The 23664-nt window shown below is 50.7% G+C and carries 23 protein-coding genes and 4 tRNA genes; 11 read left to right on the forward strand and 16 right to left on the reverse strand.

The genetic code is table 11. From position 1 onward, the window contains the following. Window positions 1-16 precede the first annotated feature (16 nt). The 14 genes from BKD14_RS09865 to BKD14_RS09930 form a co-directional block, all read right to left on the reverse strand. Complete coding sequence (locus BKD14_RS09865) at window positions 17-1522, reverse strand: NADH-quinone oxidoreductase subunit M (RefSeq protein ID WP_022711732.1); 1506 nt, start codon at window positions 1520-1522, stop codon at window positions 17-19. Beyond that, window positions 1522-3504: an NADH-quinone oxidoreductase subunit L gene (gene nuoL / locus BKD14_RS09870; RefSeq protein WP_075655566.1), complete on the reverse strand. Its 1983-nt coding sequence runs from the start codon at window positions 3502-3504 to the stop codon at window positions 1522-1524. Before nuoL ends, BKD14_RS09865 begins: the two co-directional genes overlap by 1 nt. Window positions 3505-3511: 7 nt before the next feature. Continuing rightward, window positions 3512-3820 carry an NADH-quinone oxidoreductase subunit NuoK gene (gene nuoK / locus BKD14_RS09875; protein ID WP_022711734.1) on the reverse strand — a complete coding sequence of 103 codons (309 nt, stop codon included), beginning with the start codon at window positions 3818-3820 and terminating at the stop codon, window positions 3512-3514. 13 nt (window positions 3821-3833) lie between these two features. Continuing rightward, window positions 3834-4454, reverse strand: a complete 621-nt coding sequence (locus BKD14_RS09880) for an NADH-quinone oxidoreductase subunit J (protein WP_022711735.1) — start codon at window positions 4452-4454, stop codon at window positions 3834-3836. Window positions 4455-4767: 313 nt separating this feature from the next. Continuing rightward, window positions 4768-5259 carry an NADH-quinone oxidoreductase subunit NuoI gene (gene nuoI, locus BKD14_RS09885; RefSeq protein WP_022711736.1) on the reverse strand — a complete coding sequence of 164 codons (492 nt, stop codon included), beginning with the start codon at window positions 5257-5259 and terminating at the stop codon, window positions 4768-4770. Between the two features lie 11 nt (window positions 5260-5270). Further along, complete coding sequence (nuoH, locus tag BKD14_RS09890; RefSeq protein WP_075655568.1) at window positions 5271-6317, reverse strand: NADH-quinone oxidoreductase subunit NuoH; 1047 nt, start codon at window positions 6315-6317, stop codon at window positions 5271-5273. A 224-nt stretch (window positions 6318-6541) separates the two neighbouring features. Beyond that, window positions 6542-8623: an NADH-quinone oxidoreductase subunit NuoG gene (nuoG, locus tag BKD14_RS09895; RefSeq protein WP_075655570.1), complete on the reverse strand. Its 2082-nt coding sequence runs from the start codon at window positions 8621-8623 to the stop codon at window positions 6542-6544. 127 nt (window positions 8624-8750) lie between these two features. Continuing rightward, window positions 8751-10058: an NADH-quinone oxidoreductase subunit NuoF gene (gene nuoF / locus BKD14_RS09900; RefSeq protein WP_075655572.1), complete on the reverse strand. Its 1308-nt coding sequence runs from the start codon at window positions 10056-10058 to the stop codon at window positions 8751-8753. Between the two features lie 3 nt (window positions 10059-10061). Further along, the gene (gene nuoE / locus BKD14_RS09905) at window positions 10062-10691 is read right to left on the reverse strand and encodes an NADH-quinone oxidoreductase subunit NuoE (protein ID WP_022711740.1); all 630 of its coding nucleotides are present in this window, start codon (window positions 10689-10691) and stop codon (window positions 10062-10064) included. Further along, window positions 10691-11881, reverse strand: a complete 1191-nt coding sequence (locus tag BKD14_RS09910) for an NADH-quinone oxidoreductase subunit D (RefSeq protein WP_022711741.1) — start codon at window positions 11879-11881, stop codon at window positions 10691-10693. Before BKD14_RS09910 ends, nuoE begins: the two co-directional genes overlap by 1 nt. After that, window positions 11874-12314 (reverse strand): GFA family protein, encoded by a 441-nt coding sequence (locus BKD14_RS09915; protein WP_075655574.1) that lies wholly within the window; start codon window positions 12312-12314, stop codon window positions 11874-11876. Before BKD14_RS09915 ends, BKD14_RS09910 begins: the two co-directional genes overlap by 8 nt. A 28-nt stretch (window positions 12315-12342) precedes the next feature. After that, entirely contained in the window at window positions 12343-12951 is a 609-nt protein-coding gene (locus BKD14_RS09920) for an NADH-quinone oxidoreductase subunit C (protein WP_028233835.1), read from the reverse strand. Between the two features lie 12 nt (window positions 12952-12963). Next, window positions 12964-13533 (reverse strand): NADH-quinone oxidoreductase subunit B, encoded by a 570-nt coding sequence (locus BKD14_RS09925; RefSeq protein ID WP_033316155.1) that lies wholly within the window; start codon window positions 13531-13533, stop codon window positions 12964-12966. A gap of 35 nt (window positions 13534-13568) precedes the next feature. Then, window positions 13569-13934, reverse strand: a complete 366-nt coding sequence (locus BKD14_RS09930; RefSeq protein WP_022711745.1) for an NADH-quinone oxidoreductase subunit A — start codon at window positions 13932-13934, stop codon at window positions 13569-13571. A gap of 470 nt (window positions 13935-14404) precedes the next feature. On the opposite strand from BKD14_RS09930, the gene BKD14_RS09935 reads away from it, so the two are divergent. Continuing rightward, entirely contained in the window at window positions 14405-14638 is a 234-nt protein-coding gene (locus BKD14_RS09935) for a hypothetical protein (RefSeq protein WP_075655576.1), read from the forward strand. A gap of 114 nt (window positions 14639-14752) precedes the next feature. Here BKD14_RS09935 and BKD14_RS09940 read toward each other — a convergent pair. Then, window positions 14753-14829: transfer RNA gene (locus tag BKD14_RS09940), tRNA-Asp, on the reverse strand. 199 nt (window positions 14830-15028) lie between these two features. Further along, window positions 15029-15105 (reverse strand) — tRNA-Asp (locus BKD14_RS09945). A 411-nt stretch (window positions 15106-15516) separates the two neighbouring features. Here BKD14_RS09945 and BKD14_RS09950 point away from each other — a divergent pair. From BKD14_RS09950 to BKD14_RS09995, 10 genes are all read left to right on the forward strand, one after another. Continuing rightward, window positions 15517-15592, forward strand: a tRNA-Val gene (locus BKD14_RS09950). 101 nt (window positions 15593-15693) lie between these two features. Further along, window positions 15694-15769 (forward strand) — tRNA-Val (locus BKD14_RS09955). A gap of 666 nt (window positions 15770-16435) precedes the next feature. After that, the gene (locus tag BKD14_RS09960; protein ID WP_139316377.1) at window positions 16436-16696 is read left to right on the forward strand and encodes a hypothetical protein; all 261 of its coding nucleotides are present in this window, start codon (window positions 16436-16438) and stop codon (window positions 16694-16696) included. A 505-nt stretch (window positions 16697-17201) separates the two neighbouring features. Further along, on the forward strand, window positions 17202-17423 hold the full coding sequence (gene nrdH, locus BKD14_RS09965; RefSeq protein ID WP_022710815.1) for a glutaredoxin-like protein NrdH: 222 nt from the start codon (window positions 17202-17204) through the stop codon (window positions 17421-17423). Between the two features lie 271 nt (window positions 17424-17694). Next, a complete protein-coding gene (nrdI, locus tag BKD14_RS09970) occupies window positions 17695-18105 on the forward strand; it encodes a class Ib ribonucleoside-diphosphate reductase assembly flavoprotein NrdI (protein ID WP_022710813.1) in 411 nt (136 codons plus the stop codon). Between the two features lie 257 nt (window positions 18106-18362). Then, window positions 18363-20468, forward strand: a complete 2106-nt coding sequence (gene nrdE / locus BKD14_RS09975; RefSeq protein ID WP_116088138.1) for a class 1b ribonucleoside-diphosphate reductase subunit alpha — start codon at window positions 18363-18365, stop codon at window positions 20466-20468. Window positions 20469-20537: 69 nt separating this feature from the next. Next, entirely contained in the window at window positions 20538-21512 is a 975-nt protein-coding gene (gene nrdF / locus BKD14_RS09980; protein ID WP_022710811.1) for a class 1b ribonucleoside-diphosphate reductase subunit beta, read from the forward strand. Between the two features lie 325 nt (window positions 21513-21837). Then, window positions 21838-22020, forward strand: coding sequence for a Flp family type IVb pilin (locus tag BKD14_RS09985; RefSeq protein WP_075655582.1), 183 nt, complete (start codon window positions 21838-21840; stop codon window positions 22018-22020). 88 nt (window positions 22021-22108) lie between these two features. After that, the gene (locus BKD14_RS09990; RefSeq protein ID WP_075655853.1) at window positions 22109-22279 is read left to right on the forward strand and encodes a Flp family type IVb pilin; all 171 of its coding nucleotides are present in this window, start codon (window positions 22109-22111) and stop codon (window positions 22277-22279) included. A gap of 110 nt (window positions 22280-22389) precedes the next feature. Further along, window positions 22390-23646, forward strand: a complete 1257-nt coding sequence (locus tag BKD14_RS09995) for a cytochrome P450 (protein ID WP_075655584.1) — start codon at window positions 22390-22392, stop codon at window positions 23644-23646. The last annotated feature ends 18 nt before the right edge of the window (window positions 23647-23664 follow it).

The following is a 23664-nucleotide window of genomic DNA, read 5'->3' on the forward strand; positions in this document are numbered from 1 at the left end:
GCTCGATGCCTTCGTCTTAATTTGCAACAGGCATGGCAACACTTGCCACAGCCGCATTGTAGTTGGTGACCAGAGCGTCAACGGCACTCGCAGTCGCATCAAAGACCGGAACCGGATAGACACCGAAGAAGATCGTCAGAATGACGAGCGGATACAGGATTGCTTTCTCACGCGGAGACAGATCCAGCAGCGCTTTCAGGCTTTCCTTATCAAGCGCACCGAAAATGACGCGGCGATAGAGGTAGAGCGCATAGGCAGCCGACAGGATAACACCGGTTGTTGCAATCACAGCAATCCATGTATTGGCCTGGAACACACCGAATAGTGTCAGGAATTCACCAATAAAGCCGGAAGTCCCTGGCAGACCAACATTGGCCATGGTAAGGATCAGGAACACAACCGCATATTTCGGCATGTTGTTGACCAGACCACCATAGGCCGAGATATCACGTGTATGCATACGGTCGTAAACCACGCCAACGCAAAGGAACAGACCGCCGGAAATGATACCGTGCGACAGCATCTGGAACAATGCACCCTGCACACCCTGCGCATTGGCAGCAAAGATACCCATAGTCACATAACCCATATGGGCAACGGACGAATAGGCGATCAGCTTTTTGATATCGGTCTGAACCAGAGCCACCAGAGAGGTGTAAACAATGGCGATAACCGAGAGCCAGAATACGAATGGTGCAAAGTCTGCGGAAGCCAGCGGGAACATTGGCAGCGAGAAACGCAGGAAGCCGTAGCCACCGAGCTTCAGGAGAATACCAGCCAGAATAACCGAACCGGCTGTCGGTGCTTCAACGTGCGCATCAGGCAACCATGTATGAACCGGCCACATCGGCATCTTCACCGCGAAAGAAGCGAAGAAGGCCAGCCACAACCATGTCTGCATTGATGCCGGGAAGTCGTAAGCCAGAAGGGTCGGAATATCCATTGTACCGGCGGTGAAATACATTGCCATCATAGCAATGAGCATCAGCACCGAGCCCAGCAGCGTATAGAGGAAGAATTTCAGGCTGGCGTAAACGCGGCGCTGACCACCCCATACACCGATGATGATGAACATCGGGATAAGGCTGGCTTCAAAGAACACGTAGAACAGGAACATATCCAGTGCGCAGAACACACCGATAACGAGCGTTTCAAGGATCAGAAACGCAACCATATATTCCTTGACGCGGAAGTCCACGGACTTCCAGCTCGCCAGAATACAGAACGGCATCAGGAATGCGGTCAGCACCACAAACAGCATGGAAATACCGTCCACGCCCATGTGATAGCTGATGCCTTCACCGAACCATGCATGTTTCTCAACCATCTGGAAACCGGCATTTGAATTATCAAAGCCTGCCCAGATCACCAGAGACAATGCAAACACAAAGATTGTGGTCAGAAATGCAACATTACGGATATTGCGGCGCGCTGCCTCGCTGTCGTCCTTGATCAAGAGGATCAAGAACGCACCTACGAGCGGCAGAAACGTGACCGTTGAGAGAATTGGCCAGTCGGTCATCAGAAAGAGCTCCCGATCATCATCCAGGTGACGAGCGCGGCGACACCGATAAGCATCGCGAATGCGTAGTGATAAAGGTAACCGCTCTGCAGCTTAACAACGCGGTTGGTAATGCCGACTACACGAGCCGCCACACCATTCGGCCCCATGCCGTCAATGATCTTGGTATCACCGGTTTTCCAAAGGAAGCGACCAAGAGCCATGCTCGGGCGAACGAACAGGAAATCATAGAGTTCGTCGAAGTACCATTTGTTCAGCAAGAACTGGTACAGGCCAGGATGACGGGCTGCAATTGCCTTCGGTGTTTCCGGCGAGCGGATATAGAAAGCCCATGCAAAGATGAAACCCAGCACCATTGCAATGAACGGCGAGAATTTAACCCAGGTCGGCACACCGTGGAAGTCATGCAGAATATGGTTATCCGCACCGGTGAACAGAGCGCCCTTCCAGAAAGCATCATAATGATCGCCGAAGAAGTAACCGACGAAGAAGAAGCCTGCGAAAAGTGCACCAACGGCAAGAACGAACAGCGGAACCAGCATCACCGGAGGTGAATCATGAACGTGATGCATAACTTCAGCGGTAGCGCGTGGCTTGCCGTGGAAAGTCATGAAAATCAGACGCCATGAGTAGAAAGATGTGAATGCAGCAGCGATCACCAGCAGCGTGAAGGCAAAGCCCGATGCAGCTGAGTGCGAAGCAAATGCAGATTCAATAATCGCATCTTTGGAAAAGAAGCCGGCAGTACCGATAACAGTGCCCGGAATACCAAGACCTGTCAGCGCCACAGTACCGATAATCATCATCCAATAAGTGGTCGGGATCAGCTTACGCAGACCACCCATACGACGCATATCCTGCTCATCAGATACCGCATGGATAACCGAACCGGCGCCCAAGAACAGCAGAGCTTTAAAGAAAGCATGTGTGAACAGGTGGAATACGGCAGCGCCGTAAGCGCCGACGCCGAGCGCCACGAACATATAACCGAGCTGCGAACAGGTCGAATAAGCAATCACGCGCTTGATATCGTTCTGTACCAGACCAACGGTCGCGGCAAAGAAAGCAGTGATCGCACCGATAATGGTCACAACCAGCAGAGCTGTTTCAGACTGTTCAAAAATCGGCGACATGCGCGCAACCATGAACACACCTGCGGTCACCATTGTCGCCGCGTGAATCAGAGCCGACACAGGTGTCGGGCCTTCCATCGCGTCCGGCAGCCATGTGTGCAGCAGGAACTGCGCCGATTTACCCATTGCGCCCATGAAGAGCAGCAATGCAACAACGGTCAGAGCGCCTTGTTTGTCGAGTTCAAAACCGAGGAAGCTCAGCACAACCTGCGATGCATTTTCACCGGCAGCATAATTCTGAGCTGTCGAGAAGATCGTGGCATAATCAACGGCGCCGAACAGAACGAAGATACCGAAAATACCAAGCAGGAAGCCGAAGTCACCAACGCGGTTGACTACGAAAGCTTTCATCGCAGCCGCATTGGCCGAAGGTTTCTTATACCAGAAGCCGATCAGCAGATAGGATGCAAGACCCACGCCTTCCCAGCCGAAGAACATCTGAACCAGATTGTCAGAAGTTACCAGCATCAGCATCGCAAAGGTAAACAGCGACAGGTAAGCAAAGAAACGCGGACGATGCGGATCGTGATGCATATAGCCGATCGAGTAGATGTGTACGAGCGCCGACACGCTGTTGATAACAACAAGCATGATCGCGGTCAGTGTATCCACACGGATCGCCCAGTCAAAAGACAGGGTACCGGAAGTCAGCCAGTGCAGAACCGGCACACGGACAGGCTCGGAGGAGCCCATTGCAACAGTAAAGAACGCAACCCATGACAGCGCAGCCGCAATCACGAGGAAGCCGGAAGTGATATATTCGCTGGCTTTGGCTCCGATCTTATTGCCGAAAAGTCCGGCAATAAGAAAGCCCAGCAGCGGAAGGAAGACGATCGCGTAGTAGAGCATCTGCCCGTCAACCTTTCATGACATTGACATCTTCCACCGCGATAGAACCACGGTTACGGAAGAACACGACAAGAATAGCAAGACCGATTGCCGCTTCAGCAGCTGCAACAGTCAGGACGAAGAGTGCGAAAACCTGCCCGACCAGATCGCCGAGCGTTGCGGAAAACGCAATGAAGTTCAGATTGACCGAGAGAAGAATAAGCTCGACCGACATCAAAATGACGATCACATTCTTACGGTTGAGGAAAACCCCGAAAACGCCAAGCGTAAACAGGATCGCCGACACGGTCAGATAATGTTCGATACCGACTACCATCATGAGGCTCCTGTTAAATACCCTTGCCTGTTTCGACTTTTTTGATCTCGATCGCAGTTTCCGGTGTACGGGCAACCTGCGCAGGGATCGACTGACGTTTGACGCCTTCTTTATGACGCAGGGTCAGCACAATCGCGCCGATCATCGCCACCAGCAGGATCAGGCCGGCAATCTGGAAGTAGAAAACGAAATCCGTATAGAGAATGTCGCCAAGCGCCTGTGTATTCTGGCGTGTAGCCACATCAGGGATCGGATAAGCGGCATTTGCTGCAATTTTCGGCGAGAAGATCGAGGCGGAGAAAGCCAAAATCAATTCTGCCAGCAGAACCACACCGACCAGAGCACCAACCGGCGCATGTTTAAGCGCACCCTGTTTGAGCTCAGCAAAATCCACATCCAGCATCATGACGACGAAGAGGAAGAGAACCGCCACAGCACCGACATAAACAACCACAAGGATCATTGCCAGGAATTCAGCGCCCGTCAGCAGGAACAAAGCCGCTGCGTTGAAGAAAGCCAAAATCAGAAACAAGACCGAGTGAACGGGATTGCGTGCGGTGATAACCATCAGCGCACTCGCAATCATGATGAAGGCGAATAAATAGAAAAACGCCGCCGCTATACCTGTCAGCATGGGGTTCCCCAATATCCTTTAACTTGGCAAGGCAACTTGCCTGTCCTACCACCTCACATCCTACAGCCAAGGCCGCGACATGAGGCAAAACTTCAAGCACAACAGCCATGAGCACCAAAAGCTCCGGCTATTGCACCAACTTAAATATTCAGAGCATTTCCGGTTTAAATTGAACCGCAGGAAATGCTCTATCTTTTTGTTTTCCGACGCGCATCTTATCCGAAAACCGCTTCGCACTTTTCGGGATGCGCTTCAGCTCCGCCCTTTCCGGACAGAGGAACTCATCTTAGCGATCCGATGGGCTTAGCCCATCTTAGCGATAAGGTGAGTCCATCGCGATATTGCGCGCAATTTCACGTTCCCAACGGTCACCATTGGCGAGCAGCTTTTCTTTATCATAGTAAAGCTCTTCGCGGGTTTCCGTGGCGAATTCGAAATTCGGCCCTTCAACAATCGCATCAACCGGACAGGCTTCCTGACAGAAACCGCAATAGATGCATTTGACCATATCAATGTCATAACGCACAGTGCGGCGGGTTCCGTCATTGCGGCGCGGACCGGCTTCAATTGTAATTGCCTGTGCCGGGCAGATCGCTTCGCAAAGCTTACAGGCGATGCAGCGTTCTTCACCATTCGGATAACGGCGCAGGGCATGTTCACCGCGGAAGCGTGGTGAAACAGGACCTTTTTCATGCGGGTAGTTCAATGTTGCCTTAGGCGCAAAGAACTGACGCATGGAGAGAAAGAATGCTCCGACGAATTCTTTCAGAAGCAGTGATTTAGCGGCTTGAGCGATAGAAGCCATGTGATGTCTCCTTAACCTACGAGGCCGGTAAATTTGAGGAATGCAGCGGTTGCCACAACCATGAACAGCGAGATCGGCAGGAATACTTTCCAGCCCAGACGCATCAGCTGGTCATAACGGTAACGCGGTACGAATGCCTTCACCATCGCAAACATGAAGAAGCACATGCAGAGCTTCAGCATGAACCAGACAATGCCCGGCACCCATGCGAGGAACCATACATCCACGATTGGCAGCCAGCCGCCAAGGAACAGAATGGTCATCAATGCGCACATCAGAGTGATGGCAACATATTCACCGAGGAAGAACAGCAGGAACGGTGTCGACGAGTATTCGATCATATGACCGGCAACAAGTTCGGATTCCGCTTCAACCAGATCGAACGGAGGACGGTTGGTTTCCGCCAGTGCCGAGATGAAGAAGATCACGAACATCGGGAACAACACGAGCCAGTTCCAGTCGAGGAACGAGTTCGGCAGACCCAGCGAAGTACCAAGACCTGTGGACTGAGACAGCACGATGTCGGTCAGGTTCAGGGAACCGGCAACCAGCAACACTGTTACAATCACAAAGCCGATCGAAACTTCATAAGAAACCATCTGCGCTGCGGAGCGCAGTGCGCCGAGAAACGGATATTTCGAGTTTGAAGCCCAGCCACCCATAATCACGCCATAAACTTCAAGTGAAGATATAGCGAGAATATAAAGGATACCGACATTGATATTGGCAATTGCCCAGCCTTCACTGACCGGAATAACTGCCCATGTTGCCAGTGCCAGCAGTGCCGAAATAAACGGCGCCAGCAGGAACACGGCTTTGTTGGCACCCGATGGGATGATCGGCTCTTTGAATACGAATTTCAAAAGATCCGCAAAAGCCTGAAACAGTCCCCAAGGGCCGACAACGTTTGGTCCCCGACGCAACTGTACCGCAGCCCAGATCTTACGATCCGCATAAAGCAGATAGGCTACAACAATCAGCAATACGACGAGCAGAACGACTGACTTCAGCGCTATGATCAGCGCCGGTAAGACGTAAGCTGCAAAAATACCGTCCATTTTCCCGTCTCTCTCTTACAGCACTGCGTGGTGTTTAAATCCACGCAAGGGCAAGCTGTAAACCTTATTTATTCAGAGCATTTCCAGTTTAATGAAAAAGTGAAAATGCTCTGTTTTTTGTTTACGCAATTTCGGACGGAAAACCGGTTCCCACTTTTCCTGAAATTGCTTTGCAATATCAGCTCCTTAAACCCGAAAGCTTAAGGAGCTGTATGCATCAATGCTTATTCGGCTGCCTGCTGGAAGCCGCCCTTTGCCAGCGCGGAACATTCAGCCATCACAGCTGAAGCACGGGCAATCGGGTTTGTCAGATAGAAATCTGTGACAGGCGAAACAAACGCAACGCCTTTTACCGGAGCTGCTTTTGCACCGAGAGCTGCGATATCCGCAACCTGACCGGCAGCCACTGCGTCAATCTGCGCCATGTGCGGATAATCCGCATAAAGCGCTGCGCGCAGCTGAGCCAGACTGTCAAACGGCAGTTTCGCACCCAGTACATCAGACAATGCACGCAGGATCGCCCAGTCTTCCTTGGCTTCACCCGGAGCAAAACCGGCACGGTTTGCCAGCTGTACGCGGCCTTCCGTATTCACATAAGTACCGGATTTTTCTGTATAGGTGGAACCTGGCAGGATCACATCAGCTGCATGGGCACCGGCATCACCATGGGTACCGATATAGACAACGAAGCTCGAACCTTTGTTGGACAGATCCAGTTCATCTGCACCGGCAAGGAACAGCACATCCATCTGGCCGACCATGTCAGCAGCTTTAGCACCGCCCTCACCCGGCACGAAGCCGAGATCAAGTGCGCCGACGCGGGCAGCAGCAGTGTGCAGAACTGCAAAACCGTTCCACTCTTCGCTCACTGCGCCAACGGCATTCGCCAAAGCAGCAGCCTGAGCCAGTACAGCCTCACCGGTTTCACCGGTCAGTGCACCCTGACCGATCAGGATCAGCGGACGCTGTGCATTTTTCAGAACATCAAAGAACTTGTCTTTGCCGCTTGCTACCTGAGCCAGCGTATCAGAACCGGCGCCGAGATAGTTGTAAGCATAACGCAGGTCTGCCTGTTCACCGATCAGACCAATCTGCAGTCCACCCTGACGCTGACGCTTCAGAATACGTGCATTGAGCACCGAAGCTTCAAAACGCGGGTTGGAACCCACGATCAGAATCGCATCAGCCTGTTCGATACCTTCAATCGTCGGATTGAAGATGTAAGAAGCGCGGCCGAATTTAGGATCGAGCGCAACACCATCCTGACGGGCGTCAATATTGACGGAACCGAGTTTGGTCATCAGGCTCTTCAATGCGTAGAGTTCTTCCACATTGGCCAGATCACCGGCAATTGCGCCGATTTTGGCTGCGGAGGTCTTGGCAACAGCAGCTTTAACCGCAGCAAATGCCTCGCTCCAGCTTGCTGCCTGCAGACGACCATTAACGCGAACATAAGGGCGGTCAAGACGCTGGGTGCGCAGACCATCCCAGATGAAACGGGTCTTGTCGGAAATCCACTCTTCGTTCACCTGTTCGTTCAGACGCGGCATAATACGCATCACTTCACGACCACGGGTATCAACGCGGATATTTGAACCAAGAGCATCCATCACGTCGATAGATTCGGTCTTGTTCAGCTCCCAAGGACGTGCCTGAAACTCGTAAGGCTTGGATGTCAGCGCACCGACCGGGCACAGATCAATCACATTGCCCTGCAGTTCAGAGGTCATTGCGCGTTCGAGATAGGTGGTGATTTCAGCATCCTCACCGCGACCTGTGAGGCCGAGTTCGGAAATACCGGCAACTTCCGTGGTGAAACGAACGCAGCGCGTGCAGTGAATGCAGCGTGTCATAATCGTTTTGACCAGAGGGCCGATATATTTGTTTTCAACAGCACGTTTGTTTTCGCGGTAACGCGAACCATCGGTACCGAAAGCCATCGCCTGATCCTGCAGATCGCACTCACCGGCCTGATCGCAAATCGGGCAATCCAGCGGGTGATTGATGAGCAGGAATTCCATCACACCTTCACGGGCCTTTTTGACCATAGGTGTGTTGGTGAAGATTTCAGGTGTTTCGCCGTTCGGGCCCGGACGCAGATCGCGTACGCCCATAGCGCAGGATGCAGCCGGCTTCGGCGGTCCGCCTTTAACTTCAACCAGGCACATGCGGCAATTGCCGGCAATGGAGAGGCGTTCGTGGAAACAGAAACGCGGCACGGTAGCGCCAGCCTCTTCGGCTGCCTGAAGAAGCGTGTAGTGATCGGGTACTTCGATCTCGTTACCGTCAACTTTGATCTTTGCCATCGCTTGTCCAAACCTGCGGCACTTGCCGCATTCTTTTAAACCCGCGGCATCCGCCGCATCATATTAATTCTGCGGCAATGCCGCTTCATGACTGAACGGGCAGACCGCAACCGGCCTGCCCTGAAGCTTATTCCGCAGCTTCGAGCCGGATATTACGGCTCTGAACAGCATTGCGGGTATAATCATCAATACGCTTTTCAATTTCCGGACGGAAATTGCGGATCAGCCCCTGAATTGGCCATGCAGCCGCATCACCAAGCGCACAAATCGTATGACCTTCAATCTGCTTGGTCACGTCGAACAGCATGTCGATTTCGCGCTTCTGCGCGTTACCGGTAACCATGCGTTCCATAACGCGCCACATCCAGCCTGTACCTTCACGGCAAGGCGTGCACTGGCCGCAGCTTTCGTGCTTGAAGAAGGCCGACAGACGGGCAATCGCTTTGATAATGTCGGTTGACTTATCCATAACGATAAGACCGCCGGTACCGAAAGACGACTTAACATCGCGCATACCGTCGAAGTCCATGATGGCATCCATCATGTTTTCTGCGGTAACCACAGGACAGGATGCACCACCCGGAATAACTGCAAGCAGATTGTCCCAACCGCCGCGGATACCGCCGGCATGTTTTTCAATCAGTTCGCGGAACGGAATACCAAGTGCTTCTTCAACAGTGCATGGTGTGTTCACATGGCCGGAAATCTGGAACAGCTTGGTGCCCACATTGTTCGGACGGCCGATGGAAGAGAACCATGCACCGCCGCGACGTAAGATTGTCGGAGCAACTGCAATGGATTCCACGTTGTTCACAGTGGTCGGGCAGCCATAAAGACCCATATTCGCAGGGAACGGAGGTTTAAGGCGTGGCTGGCCTTTTTTGCCCTCAAGGCTTTCCAGCAGCGCAGTTTCTTCACCGCAGATATAAGCGCCCGCACCATGGGAAACGAACACGTCCATATCCCAGCCGCACTTGTTGTTTTTGCCAAGCAGACCGGCTGCGTAGCATTCATCAATTGCTGCCTGCAGGGCTTCACGCTCACGCATGAATTCACCGCGGATATAGATGTAAGCTGTATGTGCGCCCATTGCGCAACCGGCAATCACGCAGCCTTCGATCAGCGTATGCGGATCATGGCGCATGATATCACGGTCTTTACAGGTGCCCGGCTCCGATTCGTCGGCATTGACGACGAGGTAATGCGGACGACCGTCGCTTTCCTTCGGCATGAAGGACCATTTCATGCCGGTCGGGAAGCCCGCGCCGCCACGACCGCGAAGGCCCGAAGCCTTCATCTCATTGATGATCCAGTCACGGCCTTTTTCGACAAAACCTTTGGTATTGTCCCAATGGCCACGGGACATAGCGCCTTTCAGCGACTTGTCTTTCAGACCATAAATATTTGTAAAGATGCGATCTTTATCAGCCAGCATCAATCAGCCCTCCGCTTTCGGATTGCCATCAGTCAAAGATGTCAAACCACCAATCGGCGCAGAGAAATCACGATCGATCTGCGGACCCGGCTTGATGGTGTCGCCTTTACCTGCCTCAAAAGCATCAATGATTTCTTCAAGGCGTTCAGGTGTCAGGTCTTCATAAGCGTCTTTGAAGATCATGACCATCGGCGCATTGACGCAAGCACCCTGACATTCAACTTCTTCCCAAGACAGCGTGCCCGAAGCATTTGGTGTCAGCGGATCATGATGAATTTTGTGCTTGCACACTTTCATCAGCTCTTCAGCACCGCGCAACGCGCATGGTGTTGTGCCGCAAACCTGAATATGGGCGCGTGTGCCAACCGGCTTGAGCTGGAACTGGGTATAGAATGTTGCCACTTCCAGAACGCGGATCAGCGGCATTTCCAGCATAGCTGCAACATGCTCAATCGACGCTTTGGTGACCCAGCCATCCTGTTCCTGCGCACGCATCAGCAGCGGAATAACCGCAGACTGCTGGCGACCTTCAGGGAATTTCTTAATTGTCTTTTCAGCCCAGGCCTGATTTTCCGCATTAAACGAAAAACTGGCCGGCTGAACGGAATCATCTGCGAGACGACGGACGGACATCAGCGGTCTACCTCACCAAACACAATATCGAGCGAGCCAAGGATCGCGGAGACGTCGGCCAGCATATGACCGCGACACAGGAAATCCATGGCCTGAAGATGAGCAAAACCCGGTGCACGCAATTTGCAACGATACGGTTTATTAGTGCCGTCAGACACCAGATAAACACCGAATTCACCCTTCGGTGCTTCCACTGCGGCATATACCTCGCCTTCCGGCACATGGTAACCTTCAGTGTAAAGCTTGAAATGATGGATGAGAGCTTCCATCGAGCGTTTCATTTCGCCGCGTTTCGGCGGAACAATCTTATTGTCCATGTTCGACACAGGGCCGACGCGCTCTTTACCGAGCAGCAGTTCACAGCACTGGCGCATGATGGAAGCGGACTGGCGCATTTCTTCCATACGGATCAGATAGCGGTCATAGCAGTCGCCGTTCTTACCGATCGGAATGTCGAATTCCATTTCATTATAGCATTCATAAGGCTGCGATTTACGCAGATCCCATGCTGCACCCGAACCGCGCACCATGACACCGGAGAAACCCCATGCCCATGCATCATCCAGCGACACAACGCCGATATCAACGTTACGCTGTTTGAAAATACGGTTGCCGGTAATCAGATTGTCCAGATTATTCAGCGTCTTGAAGAACGGATCAATCCAGTTAGCAATATCCTGAACCAGCTGCTCAGGCAGATCCTGATGAACACCGCCCGGACGGAAATAGGCCGCGTGCATACGGGCGCCGCAAGCGCGCTCATAGAACACCATCAGCTTTTCACGCTCTTCGAAGCCCCAGAGCGGCGGTGTCAGTGCACCAACGTCCATGGCCTGTGTGGTTACGTTCAGCAGGTGATTGAGAATACGGCCGATTTCCGAATAGAGTACACGGATCAGCTGACCGCGCTTCGGCACATCAATACCGAGCAGGCGCTCAACCGCCAGCGCATAAGCGTGTTCCTGATTCATCGGCGCCACGTAATCGAGGCGGTCGAGATAAGGCACAGCCTGCAGATAGGTTTTGGCTTCCATCAGCTTTTCGGTGCCGCGATGCAGCAGACCGATATGCGGATCAACACGCGCCACAACTTCACCATCGAGCTCGAGCACCAGACGCAGAACGCCGTGCGCCGCCGGATGCTGCGGGCCGAAGTTGATATTAAAATTTCTTACTTGTGTCTCAGCCATTCTCGGCATCCTGTGTAGAGGCAAAAGCTGCCAGAAACTCTGCTTCCGTCATTTTGCTCGTATCATTGGCAAAAGCGTAACTATCAGGCTTACAGTCGATATAAATCTCTGCTGTAAACCTGAATTGCGAAGGATTTTCAAACGCCTGAACGGAAACAACATTATGGGAACCATCCTGCATGCGCCACATCAGAGTGGAGCCGCAGACTTTGCAGAAACCGCGTTCACCCCATGCGGATGAACCGTAAAAGCCGAGATCATCACCTTTGGTGATTTCAAGACTGTCTCCGCAATCCACACAGAGAAACACACCGCCGGACCAACGGCGGCACATTGAACAGTGGCAGGCGCCCATTTCGTCATTTACAGGCTTCGCCGAAAACTGCACTGAACCACAGAGGCAGCGACCTTCCAACTTAGCACCATCAGACATTTTTAAATCCTTCAGCTAACGTGACAGATTAATTTGACTTCGCTTTCTCATCGCCCGGAAGCACATAATCTGTTGCTTCCCACGGGGACAAGAAATCAAAATTACGGAATTCCTGACGCAGCTCAACCGGCTCGTAAACAACGCGTTTGACCTGATCATCATAACGAACTTCGACAAAACCGGTCAGCGGGAAATCCTTACGCAGCGGATGACCTTCAAAACCGTAATCTGTCAGCAGACGGCGCAGATCCGGATGACCGGAGAACAGAATGCCGTACATGTCGTAAGCTTCACGCTCGTACCACAATGCACCCGGATAAACGCCGGTGATTGATGGCACCGGTGTATCTTCATCGGTGATTACGCGAATACGGATACGCAGGTTATGACGCGGCGACATCAGCTGATAGACCACATCAAAACGATTGACGCGGCCCGGATAGTCCACACCGCTCAGATCGGTGAAATTCACGAACTGGCACTGCACATCATCGCGCAGGAATGTCAGCACAGAAATAATCTGGCTGCCCGGCACAGTGATGCTCAGCTCACCGTAACGCAGTGATGTTTCATCGATTTTGCCTTCAAGGCGTTCGGACAGATAGGCCGAGAGTTCATTGAGAGCTTCTTGAATCATCATATCCCCCAATCAACGCTCAATCGTACCGGTGCGGCGAATCTTCTTCTGCAGCATCAGAATGCCGTAGAGCAGCGCTTCAGCAGTCGGAGGGCAGCCCGGCACATAGATATCAACCGGAACAACACGGTCACAACCACGCACAACAGAATAGGAGTAATGGTAGTAACCACCACCATTCGCGCAGGAGCCCATGGAGATCACATAACGCGGCTCCGGCATCTGGTCGTAAACCTTGCGCAGCGCAGGAGCCATTTTATTGGTCAGCGTACCTGCAACAATCATCACGTCGGACTGACGCGGAGACGCACGCGGCGCAATACCGAAACGCTCGGCATCATAGCGCGGCATGGAAATATGCATCATTTCCACAGCACAGCAGGCCAGACCGAAAGTCATCCACATCAGCGAGCCGGTGCGCGCCCATGTAATCAATGCATCAGCAGAGGTAACAATGAAGCCCTTATCGGACAGTTCATTATTCAGCTCACCGAAAAACGCATCGTCCTGACCGATCAGCTTACCGGTATTCGGATCAATAATACCCTTAGGGCGGGGAGCTATCAGCGTCCCGCCACCCATATTGGCATTAGAAGACATAGTGTTTTGGCCAGAGGTCAATCCCATTCGAGGGCTCCCTTCTTCCATTCATAAATGAAGCCGATGGTGAGCACACCAAGGAAGACCATCATGGACCAAAAACCAAACATGCCAATTTCACCGAAGGACACAGCCCACGGGAACAGGAATGCAACTTCAAGGTCGAAGATGATGAAAAGAATGGATACCAGATAGAAACGCACGTCGAATTTCATGCGCGCATCGTCAAATGCGTTAAATCCGCACTCATAGGCGGACAGTTTTTCTGGATCCGGCTGTCTGTACGCGACCAGGAACGGCGCTACCAGCAACGCAATTCCGATCACCATTGCCACGCCAATAAAAATGACGATCGGCAGATAGGAACTTAAAAGCTCGTTCATTACCCTATTTCCGGCTTCAAGATGTAAAGTTGTGCACTACATAAGCCATTTGACGGCTACAGCCATGTGACACATTGCACCTTACAATCAATCTCGCCCAAACAGCTTCAAATGGCGTGCCGTGCGAATACAGTGCTTTGTGTGGGGACGGTTACCGCAGTCAACCCGTTTGCGCAAGCCTTTAAAGCACATGACTGCCCTGCGCTCACACGGATATGATTAATAAAAGCCATCCTGTTAACAACTCCGTGCCGCCCGCGTTTTGCGCAGACACCAGCAGTCATCACATCACTATATTACACAAATTTCCGTAAAAATCATTCAGCTCTGATTTGCAGGCTAAAAAGAATCTGTTTCACGCCGCAAGGCGAGTCGCCCCTCACCTCATGCGGCACATCATGCAAAATGCACAATCAGCCGGCAGATGAATCAATGTATTTTAAGACCTGATATTTTTTTGATTTATTTTTATGGGAAATGCCAATGCACACACCACTTGGCGCGAGTGCAGAATTATTCAACCTGACCGCCGCATCCTGTCCGCAAACACCGGGATATTTGCCTATATTCTGATGGACGGCAGCGGAACACCGACAATTATCGAAATCGTCGCCGTCAGCTCCCTGCTCATCAACCTGATCGCATTCGCCACCATCCCACGGAAACTGACGAAACCACTTCAGCAGCCCTGCCGTCAAAATTGAAAACAGGCAGCAATCCCCGCCCCTGCGGATATGCATTATAATAGATAGATCATAGAAAAGGATAATTGGCGGGGTGCGCCACTTTCTCTGAACTGTATTTTAAAGAAGAGAAAGTGGCGCGAGTGACGGGGCTCGAACCCGCGACCTCCGGCGTGACAGGCCGGCACTCTAACCAACTGAGCTACACCCGCGCAGTACTTCATGTGCTGAAGTGATTTGGTATGTACCCTGATTCATTTTTAAAATCAAAGGGTTTTCTTACAAATTTTACAAATAAATGAAGAAAATTTGCATTTAAAAACAAATGCTTAAATCGGGACATCAAAGGGAAATATAAAGCAGGCGGGGTGCGCCACTTTCTCATAAACTGTATATTGTAAGAAGAGAAAGTGGCGCGAGTGACGGGGCTCGAACCCGCGACCTCCGGCGTGACAGGCCGGCACTCTAACCAACTGAGCTACACCCGCGCAGTATTTTCAGAGATTATCTGAAAGCCTTAAGCTATTCGCTTGAGGCACCGTAACGTTTCCGTTCGGTATGGGCGCTGTCTAATGTGTTCACTATGAACTGTCAAGCGAGCTTTTGAAAGTTTTTCACCGAAAAGAGGATAAAAATGCGCAAAGCCCGAACAGAGCACTTTATATATATAGGCAGTCCACAAATGACCGATTTTATGCACAGCACGCGATAAAAAGAGGCGCCCTCTCACTCCCTATAAGCATCTGAATTCAAAGAATCATCCGAAACGCATGACGGGATGGCATCAGGAATGTGAAGAAACAAAAATTAATTCAAATTTCTGTTTTATTTTTGATTTTTGCTCTTGCGCTTAGTCAAAGAATTCCTTAAACGAGCCTCACAGCCGCTTCAAAGCGAGCGGGCGATTAGCTCAGTTGGTAGAGCGCTTCGTTTACACCGAAGATGTCGGGAGTTCGAGTCTCTCATCGCCCACCATTCATTTCTGAGAAATCAGATCAGTGAATGACAATTATAGATATGTTGTGCTCATATTTATAATTGAAGACTTAAGTCAGCACATACCGCTTTTAGCGAGCGGGCGATTAGCTCAGTTGGTAGAGCGCTTCGTTTACACCGAAGATGTCGGGAGTTCGAGTCTCTCATCGCCCACCATTTCTCCCCTTTTCTGTAAATCAACATTTTGTACCTTACGTTGATTTTCAGCGGAAATTGTTTCATGCAGAATCGCAGTCTCATGACTGACTAGAGCGGTTTACGCCCAGATTGAATCACAGTGCTCGCTCTAGATACTTTATTTGATCGCATTATCACGGGCGTCAAGTTGATCCAACTTGACTGTGAAAGGCTCTATCCTCACATCTTCCTTTCTGCACTTCTTCTCCACCTCATTTAAGAATCGCCTGCCCGCTCCGGCCGCTTTTGTAAAGAAAAGAATCTGCCCGGAAACAGCAAAGATTCCGCCCCAAAAGCGCTCATATCTTATATGCTGCGGTTAAGAATCAAGCTGAGCGGTGGCAGCACGCCTGCCGACCCTGCTGATGTACTTTTGGCACATCTCCACATATTAATTCAGCCCTGTGTATAGCGGGTAAAATTATCAGAGAGACACCATAGGTATTGACGAAAAATTCATAACATATACCATATATAGTGTCTTGAGCGGTTCTTCGATTCTGCAAACCGCAGCTTCGCAACCACGCTCAAAACGGCTTTATCAGGCACAATGAAACCAGCGATACGCAATGCGATCCGGGATAGTTGCGTCGAAATTTTTGCCGGTTCTCAGGAGGTAACTCCTTTCCGGCGGAGAATCGGAACTTGTTGTTATCAACAGGCTCCGGGAATGTTGAAGACGGAAGAAATGTGATCCGTTGCGCCGGTGTTGTTTTCAGTATCGCAGGCACACAGATCACAGTTCAGCAAGGCAACAGGAATCAGGTTATGCGCAAGGTCAGAGCTGCTTTTCAGGGATCGGAAAACAAACAGATGTCTGCATCTGTCGTTCAGAAACCTGTTTCAGCAGATTTGTCAGCGGTCAGAGCGAATCTTCGCCCGATGGCTTTATACGACCATCTCTGATGACGCATCCGGCTCCTCTGTGAGCTGTTCCTTCCAGCCTCTCCCGCCGTCCGTTCCGTTCTTATCAGTTTAAGCAAGTTCAGCATGCGTTTTGCGGAATAACCGCAGTTTGTGCAGCAGATTTAAAGGTGCTTTTGCACCTGAAAGCCCTCCGCCCTCTCGTTTCAAAAGCGGCGGAACCACAATGCTCGGATTTATCACCGCCGGTGCGTCTCTGGATGAACCATACCGGTGAGGAATACAGGGAAGCGTAAACAAGAAGTTCTTTGAGGGCACAACGCTCCGGGGAACGAAGAATCCCGCACCGCAAGGTGCAAAAGAGAAGAGCACCGTCAGGTGCAGATACAAGAAGGCACCGCAAGGTGCAGACCAATGAGGCCCTGCCAAGGGAAACTGTAGCCCCCGCTACAATGTCCGCTGACTATTCTCTCCAGAATAATCAACAGGCATATAACGCATATCAGTCTCTGAAAAATATCAGGGCGATCAAGAAACGAGGAATCCGATGTCCATTACTGTTTACAGCAAGCCAGCCTGCGTTCAGTGCACCGCCACCTATCGCGCTCTGGAACGTCAGGGAATCGATTTCAACATCATTGATATTTCTGCAGATGCAGAAGGCTACGACACAGTTAAACGTCTTGGTTATATGCAGGTTCCGGTTGTTGTTGCCGGTGACACACATTGGGCAGGCTTCCGCCCTGACATGATCAGCGCGCTGGCTTAATTATAATGGCCTGAGCGTTCCGGTTTGACTGTCATATCCGGACAATCCGCCTGACTGTTCAATCTGGCCGGTAATTCTCTGCCCGTCGTTCACTTTGCAAGACGGGCAGAAGCCGGAACCAGAAACGGCATTTCAGGCAAATCACAAAAGCTATGCCCTCTTCCTGTATAATGCACAGCATTGGCTGCAAAGCCGGACTGGTGCCACTATATATAGAGGGTCTTTGTTTGACTTCAGTGTCTCACTGGAGATTTAACATGAGGAAGTGGCTATGAGCATGCTCGTCTATTTTTCAAGCGGCACGCAAAATACGCATCGCTTTGTCACAAAAACCGGACTGCCTGCTCTGCGTATTCCGTGCAGCATGAAGGCCGATCTTTTACAGGTGACACAACCTTTTGTGCTGGTTGTCGCAACCTATGCCGGCGGGGACGGACGCGGTGCTGTTCCCAAGCCTGTGATCCGTTTTCTGAATGACAGTGCCAACCGTTCCTTTATTCGCGGTGTGATTGCCGGTGGCAACCGTAATTTCGGTGCAACCTATTGTCTTGCCGGCAATGTCATATCCGAGAAATGTCAGGTGCCGTTTCTGTATCGCTATGAGCTGGCCGGAACGGATGATGACGTTATCAATGTGCGGAATGGTCTGCGCAAATTCTGGCAGGCAGACCTCGCTGCCTGACTTCTGAACCCATACAGGGTTCAACAACGAAATTAAATTGCTGTCCGCTTTCTCAAACGAAAAGCCGGATCAGTATTGTGAACAGATGTGAAAGCGAAGCCGGTCTTTGTTTTGCACATACCGACAAATAAATTGGCCAACACATATTGGCCGAAAAATGAATTGGAAAAACTGTGGCGACTCTTGAGCTTGAACGGACAGAAAAGAACAACACCAACAGTTCAAACAACGGGAGTTCTAAAAAAGACACTCCGGCAATGGACTATCATGCGCTGAATGCCATGCTGAACCTGTTCGGTCCGAATGGTGAGATCCAGTTTGATATGGATCGCAAGGCCGTTCGCCAGTATTTTCTCCAGCATGTGAACCAGAACACGGTTTTCTTCCACAATCTGGAAGAGAAGCTCGATTATCTGGTGACCCAGAATTATTACGAAAAAGAAGTTCTGGATCTGTATTCTTTTGAATTCGTCCAGAATCTCTTCAATCTCGCTTATAAAAAGAAGTTCCGCTTCCCGACCTTCCTCGGCGCGTTCAAATATTACACCAGCTATACGCTGAAGACTTTTGACGGTCTGCGCTATCTGGAACGTTATGAAGACCGCGTTTGCATGGTTGCGCTGGCGCTTGCTGATGGTGACGAGGCTCTGGCGATCTCGATCATGGAAGAAGTGCTGTCCGGCCGTTTCCAGCCTGCGACACCGACCTTCCTCAATGCCGGTAAAAAGCAGCGCGGCGAGCTGGTTTCCTGCTTCCTGCTGCGCATGGAAGACAATATGGAATCGATCGGCCGTTCGATCAATTCCGCGCTGCAGCTTTCCAAGCGCGGCGGTGGTGTGGCCTTTTCGCTCACCAATATCCGTGAACATGGCGCGCCGATCAAAATGATCGAGAATCAGTCTTCCGGTATTATTCCGATCATGAAGCTGCTCGAAGATGCATTCTCCTATGCAAACCAGCTCGGTGCACGTCAGGGTGCCGGTGCGGTTTATCTGAATGCCCACCATCCGGACATTATGCGCTTCCTCGACACCAAGCGCGAAAATGCCGATGAAAAAATCCGCATTAAAACCCTGTCGCTCGGTGTGGTGATTCCGGATATCACCTTTGAACTGGCGAAGAACGACGAGGATATGTATCTGTTCTCGCCATATGATGTGGAACGCGTTTACGGTGTACCTTTCACGGAAATTTCCGTGAGCGACAAATATCGCGAAATGGTTGATGACGGCCGTATCCGCAAGCAAAAGATCAAGGCACGCGCCTTCTTCCAGACACTGGCTGAAATTCAGTTTGAATCCGGCTATCCGTATATCATGTTCGAAGACACCGTGAATGCAGCCAATCCGATTGCCGGCCGCATCACCATGAGCAATCTCTGCTCTGAAATTCTTCAGGTCAGCGAAGCCAGCACCTATAAAGATGATCTGAATTACGAACATATCGGCAAGGATATTTCCTGTAACCTCGGCTCGCTCAATATTGCGATGACCATGGACTCACCGGATTTCGGCAAGACCGTTGAAACATCAATCCGTGCGCTGACCGCTGTGTCGGATATGAGCAAGATCAATTCCGTGCCATCGATTGCCCGCGGCAATGATGAATCACACGCGATTGGCCTTGGTCAGATGAATCTGCACGGCTATCTGGCGCGTGAACGCATTTTCTACGGTTCTGAAGAAGGTGTGGATTTCACCAATATCTATTTCTACACCGTGACCTATCACGCGATTAAAGCGTCCAACCGCATTGCGATGGATCGCAAGTCGAGCTTTGTCGGCTTTGAAGATTCAAAATATGCCGACGGCACATTCTTCGACAAATATACTGACAAGGTCTGGGAACCGGAAACTGCCCGCGTTCGTGAACTGTTTGAAACAGCAGGTGTTACGATCCCGACACAGGCGGACTGGGAAGAGCTGCGCAAATCGGTGATGGCGCATGGTATGTATAACCGCAACCTTCAGGCTGTTCCGCCGACAGGTTCGATTTCCTACATCAACAATTCGACCTCTTCGATCCATCCGATTGCGTCCAAAATTGAAATCCGCAAGGAAGGTAAGATCGGCCGCGTTTATTACCCTGCCCCGTTCATGAGCAATGATAATCTCGATTATTATCAGGATGCCTATGAGATCGGCGCCGAGAAGATCATCGATACCTATGCAGCAGCGACGCAGCATGTGGATCAGGGTCTGTCGCTCACACTGTTCTTCCGTGATACCGCAACAACACGCGATATCAACAAGGCGCAGATCTATGCATGGCGCAAGGGAATCAAGACAATCTACTATATCCGCCTGCGCCAGATGGCTCTGGAAGGCACACAGGTAGAAGGCTGCGTTTCCTGCACCCTGTAAACCCTATTCTTTTATATAAAACCGTCTGCCGCAGTGCAGACGGTTCATCCGAACAGATCAGAGCACGTTATGAACGCCCAACCTAAACTCGTCTGCGCCACCAAGGCTGTTAACTGGAACCGTATCGAGGATGATAAAGATCTCGAAGTATGGAACCGTCTGACCGGTAATTTCTGGCTGCCGGAAAAAGTTCCGCTGTCCAATGACATTCCGTCCTGGGGCACGCTGACACCGGCAGAAAAAACACTGACCATCCGTGTTTTCACCGGTCTGACGCTGCTGGACACTATCCAGAACACTATCGGCTCAATCAGCCTGATGCCGGATGCTGTGACTCCGCATGAAGAAGCTGTATTGTCGAATATCAGCTTCATGGAAGCGGTTCATGCCCGCTCCTATTCCTCGATCTTCTCCACTCTGTGCTCGACACCGGATGTGGATGATGCCTATCGCTGGAGCGAGGAAAACCCGCATCTGCAACGCAAAGCAGCTCTGATCATCAATGAATATAAATCTGATGATCCGATGAAGCGCAAAATTGCCAGCGTATATCTGGAAAGCTTCCTGTTCTATTCCGGCTTCTATCTGCCAATGTACTGGTCAAGCCGCGCCAAGCTGACCAATACTGCCGATCTTATCCGCCTGATTATCCGTGACGAGGCCGTGCACGGTTACTATATCGGCTATAAATATCAGGTGGCTTTGGAAAAAGAGAGTGAAGCCCGCAAAGAAGAGCTGAAAGATTTCGCCTTCTCGATGCTGCTTGATCTCTATGAAGTTGAAACCAAATATACAGAAGCGCTTTATGACGGCACCGGTCTGACTGAAGATGTCAAAAAGTTCCTGCACTATAATGCGAATAAAGCGCTGATGAATCTCGGCTATGAGCCACTGTTCCCGAGCACTGTGACCAATGTTAATCCGGCGATCCTGTCATCGCTTTCACCGAATGCTGATGAGAATCACGACTTCTTCTCCGGCTCCGGCTCCAGCTATGTGATCGGTAAAGCTGTTGCTACAGAAGATGATGACTGGGATTTTTAATTCTTCTGTCGGGAAATAAACGGTTTTTCATTGATATTCCGTCTGCTTTCCGATGATCCGAATATTTATGCCCCTGAGACCAAGCAACGTCTCAGGGGCATTTCTTTTTGAAATCATCATTTAAGACATTGAAAACACTGTCACATTTTAATTTATGAATATAAAAAACAATTCACAACAGGCGTAATAAAAGTAATTCATTAAGCAAGTTCAATGCTTAAACTTCATTTACTATGTAATTTAAGTCTTGAAAAACACTCTTCAGGCTATAAGTCGTAACAGGTCATCAAGACCATAACGAAAAGAACTATCTGGAGTTAAGGCAATGAAAGCAATTTTCAAACGTTTCGCAAAAAGTGAATCCGGTGCAACTGCAATCGAATACGGCCTGATCGCAGCCCTTATCGCTGTTGTAATCATTGGCGTGGTGGGTACTGTTGGTGGTAACGTCAAAGATACATTTACAAGTATCTCTGACGGTTTGACAGGTAAAAAACCAAATCCATAATATAATATAATATAAAATCTAATATTATAAAAACCGCCCTATATAAATCGGGCGGTTTTTTCTAAAAAGCTATATGGCGAGTTCCATCATGATAAAAAATAGTTTTTTAAAGTCTGAAAATGGAGCAACAGCTATAGAGTACTCACTCATAGCAGCTTTTATCGGCTTAATAATTGTGGCGTCTCTATTTCTCATTGGCAACTCAGTTAAAGAGCCGTTCAACGAAGTCAGCAAAACGCTGACAGATACGGATAAATAACAATAGTCTTATTTCAGTTTCCTCATGCCGCGCTTTGTCACGCTGCACTTCCTCCTCATCTGCTTCTATAGTCGCATCATCAATCTGAATAGTAATGCGATGAAAGCCTGATGAGTCATTCCCCAAGCGCCCCTGTAAAACCCGATTATCTCCATTTCGATCCTGCTACCCGCCATGTGCGTATTGATCCGCATCAACCGGAATTTGTACAGAATCCCTATGCGGCTTACGCATGGCTGCATCACAATGCGCGGGTGTTTTTCTGGGAAGATTACGGTTTCTGGTGCTTTGCCGGTTATGACGATATCAACAAGCTGTTCCGCGACCGCCGTTTTGGTCGTGAAGAACCGGGCGGTTATCGTGCCAATGCAATCAATCGCGAACATCTCAAAGATTTTGACGGCGTTGAACGCCACTCCATGCTGGAGATTGAACCGCCGGTACATACCCGCCTGCGCACCCTCGTCAATCGCGCTTTTGTGTCCCGTCAGGTCGAGCACCTGCGCCCACGCATTGAAAAACTTGCCAATGAACTGATTGACGGTTTTGAGCATCAGGGTCATGTTGATCTGATGCCCGCCTTCGCCACCCCTATTCCGGTAGTGGTGATTGCCGAAATGCTTGGCGTACCGACCGATAATGCACCGCAGCTGCTCGACTGGTCGCATCGCATGGTCAACATGTATATGCACAATGCCACCCGTGAAGTGGAAGACAGCGCCAATCAGGCAGCCAAAGAATTCTCCGATTATTTGCGTGATTATGCTGCACAGCGCCGTAAAAATCCGGGCGACGATCTGCTGAGCCTGTTGCTCGCCGCAGAAGAAAATGGTGCCAAGCTCTCGGAAGATGAGCTGATTACCACTTGTATCCTGCTGCTCAATGCCGGACATGAAGCAACGGTCAACCAGACCGGCAATGCGGTTAAGAGCATTCTGCAAAGCGGTCTGGATCATCGCACTCTGTTTGCAACACCGGAATCAACTGCCGCCACCGTTGAAGAAAGCCTGCGCTTTGATGCACCGCTGCATATGTTCACCCGCTATGCCTATAATGAGACTGAAATTGCCGAAGGCGTAACACTTAAAGCTGGTGAGCAGCTTGGCTTGTTGCTTGGTTCAGGCAACCGCGATTATCAGGCTTTTGAGCAGCCGGATCGTTTCTGGCCGGAGCGTCCGGATCAGAAGAATGTTTCCTTCGGAGCCGGTATCCATTTCTGCATCGGCGCACCACTGGCACGTCTGGAAATGCAGGTTTCACTGGCAACATTATTCAAACGCCTGCCGAATATCCGCTTTGCAGAAACGCCGCTCTATGGCGACACCTATCATTTCCACGGCATGCAAAGCCTGAAACTGGAATGGTAAAAACAAAAACGCCGCGTC

Origin of the sequence: Pseudochrobactrum sp. B5 (assembly GCF_001939785.1) — a bacterium.
Taxonomy (GTDB): Bacteria; Pseudomonadota; Alphaproteobacteria; order Rhizobiales; family Rhizobiaceae; genus Pseudochrobactrum; species Pseudochrobactrum saccharolyticum.